Origin of the sequence: Dietzia maris, assembly GCF_014144855.1 — a bacterium.
GTDB lineage: Bacteria > Actinomycetota > Actinomycetes > Mycobacteriales > Mycobacteriaceae > Dietzia > Dietzia kunjamensis.
Genome location: NZ_JAALDN010000160.1, coordinates 1 through 1,768, shown reverse-complemented (window position 1 = coordinate 1,768; position 1,768 = coordinate 1). Strand labels below are relative to the sequence as shown.

2 protein-coding genes are annotated in these 1,768 nt (G+C 70.3%); one reads left to right on the top strand and one right to left on the bottom strand.

Annotated features, from left to right (window positions below; genetic code table 11):
• Positions 1-1,194: acetyl-CoA C-acetyltransferase (locus G6024_RS05950; RefSeq protein WP_159148276.1), on the bottom strand; the 1,194-nt coding region annotated here is incomplete at its 3' end.
• Positions 1,195-1,269: 75 nt separating this feature from the next.
• Between G6024_RS05950 and mce the strand changes: the two genes are divergently transcribed.
• Complete coding sequence (mce, locus tag G6024_RS05945) at positions 1,270-1,740, top strand: methylmalonyl-CoA epimerase (RefSeq protein ID WP_159148275.1); 471 nt, start codon at positions 1,270-1,272, stop codon at positions 1,738-1,740.
• Positions 1,741-1,768: the final 28 nt, after the last annotated feature.

The following is a 1,768-nucleotide window of genomic DNA, read 5'->3' as shown; positions in this document are numbered from 1 at the left end:
GGCCGCGGGCACCCGGATGATCAGGGCGTCACCCTGGCCGCCGCCGCCGCACAGGGCAGCCGCTCCGAGCCCGCCGCCGCGGCGTGCGAGCTCGAGGGCCAGGGTCAGCACCACGCGGTTGCCGGACACCCCGATCGGGTGACCGATCGAGATGGCGCCGCCGTTCACGTTCACCTTGTCGGGGGTCAGGTCGAGCATGCGGGTCGAGTGCAGTCCGACGGAGGCGAAGGCCTCGTTGAACTCGAACAGGTCGATGTCGGAGACGTCGACTCCCGCCCGCTCGCACGCGTTCAGCACCGCGTCGGCGGGCTGGTGCTGGAGGGTCGAGTCGGGGCCCGCGACGGTGCCGTAGCCGACGATCTCGGCGAGCACGGGCCAGCCCTCGGCCTCGGCACGGGCCGCGGACGTGATGATGGTCGCCGAGGCGCCGTCCGAGATCTGCGACGACGAACCGGCGGTGATGGTCCCGTCCTTCGAGAAGGCCGGACGGAGCTTGCTCATCGACTCGGGGGTCGAGTCGGCGCGCACGCCCTCGTCGGTGTCCACGACGGTGTCGCCCTTGCGGCCCTTGACCGTCACCGGCACGATCTCGTCGGCGAACCGCCCCTCCTTCGCTGCCGCGGCCGCGCGCTGGTGGGAGATCGCCGCGAACTCGTCCTGGTGCTCACGGGTGATCTCCAGCTCGACGTTGCGCGCCTCCGTGAGCGCACCCATCGGCTGGTCGGTCGGAACGTCGTGCAGGCCGTCGTACGCCATGTGATCGAGCACCTCGATCGAGCCGTACTTGTACCCGCTGCGACTCTTGGGAAGCAGGTGCGGGGCCTGGGACATCGACTCCTGACCGCCGGCCACGACGACCTCGGAGTAGCCGGATCGGATCGCCTGGTCCGCCAGGGCGATCGCCGTCAGGCCGGACAGACACATCTTGTTGATGCTCAGGGCGTCGACACGCTTGGGCAGACCTGCGGCGAGCGAGGCCTGCCGCGCGGGCATCTGGCCGTTTCCGGCCGAGAGCACCTGCCCCATGATGACCTGGTCGACGGCCTCCGGGGACACACCGCCCCGCTCGAGGGCCGCACTGATCGCGATGCCGCCCAGCTCCGGGGCGGACAGCGAGGACAGTCCGCCCTGGAGCCGGCCGAAGGGGGTGCGGGCGCCGGAGACGATGACGGTACGGGTGGGGTCGGCGGTCATGGGACACCTTCCGATGGAGGGGATGAGACTGTGGGGCCAAACTACCGCGAGTGGGGACCGACTAGCGTGGGAGGTATGACGACTACCCCAGCAGGCCAGCCCCTCCTCCCCTCCGAGCTCGTCGTGGCGATCGACCACGTCGGCGTCGCGGTCCCCGACTTCGACGCCGCCGTGGCCTGGTATCGCGACAACCTGGGAATGGAGAATCTCCACGAGGAGGTGAACGAGGAGCAGGGCGTGCGCGAGGCGATGCTCGGCTCCCCCCGTCGTCCCGATGGCAGCGCCCTGTTGCAGATCCTCGCGCCCCTGGACGAGTCCTCCACGATCGCCAAGTTCATCGACCGCAACGGCCCCGGCATCCAGCAGATGGCCGTCCGCGTGACCGACATCGACGCGATCACCGCCCATCTCACGGGCCGGGGCGTCAGGGTCCTCTACCCGGCACCCAAGAGGGGCACCGCGGACTCGCGGATCAACTTCGTCCACCCCAAGGACGCGGGCGGCGTGCTCCTTGAGCTCGTCGAGCCGGCCGACGGGCAGCACTAGGGCGTGTCTCCCATAGCTGAGCGGTGAC

Coding starts and splice junctions, on each gene's coding strand:
- mce (WP_159148275.1), top strand. CDS start 1,270: ATGACGACTACCCCAGCAGGCCAGCCCCTCCTCCCCTCCGAGCTCGTC.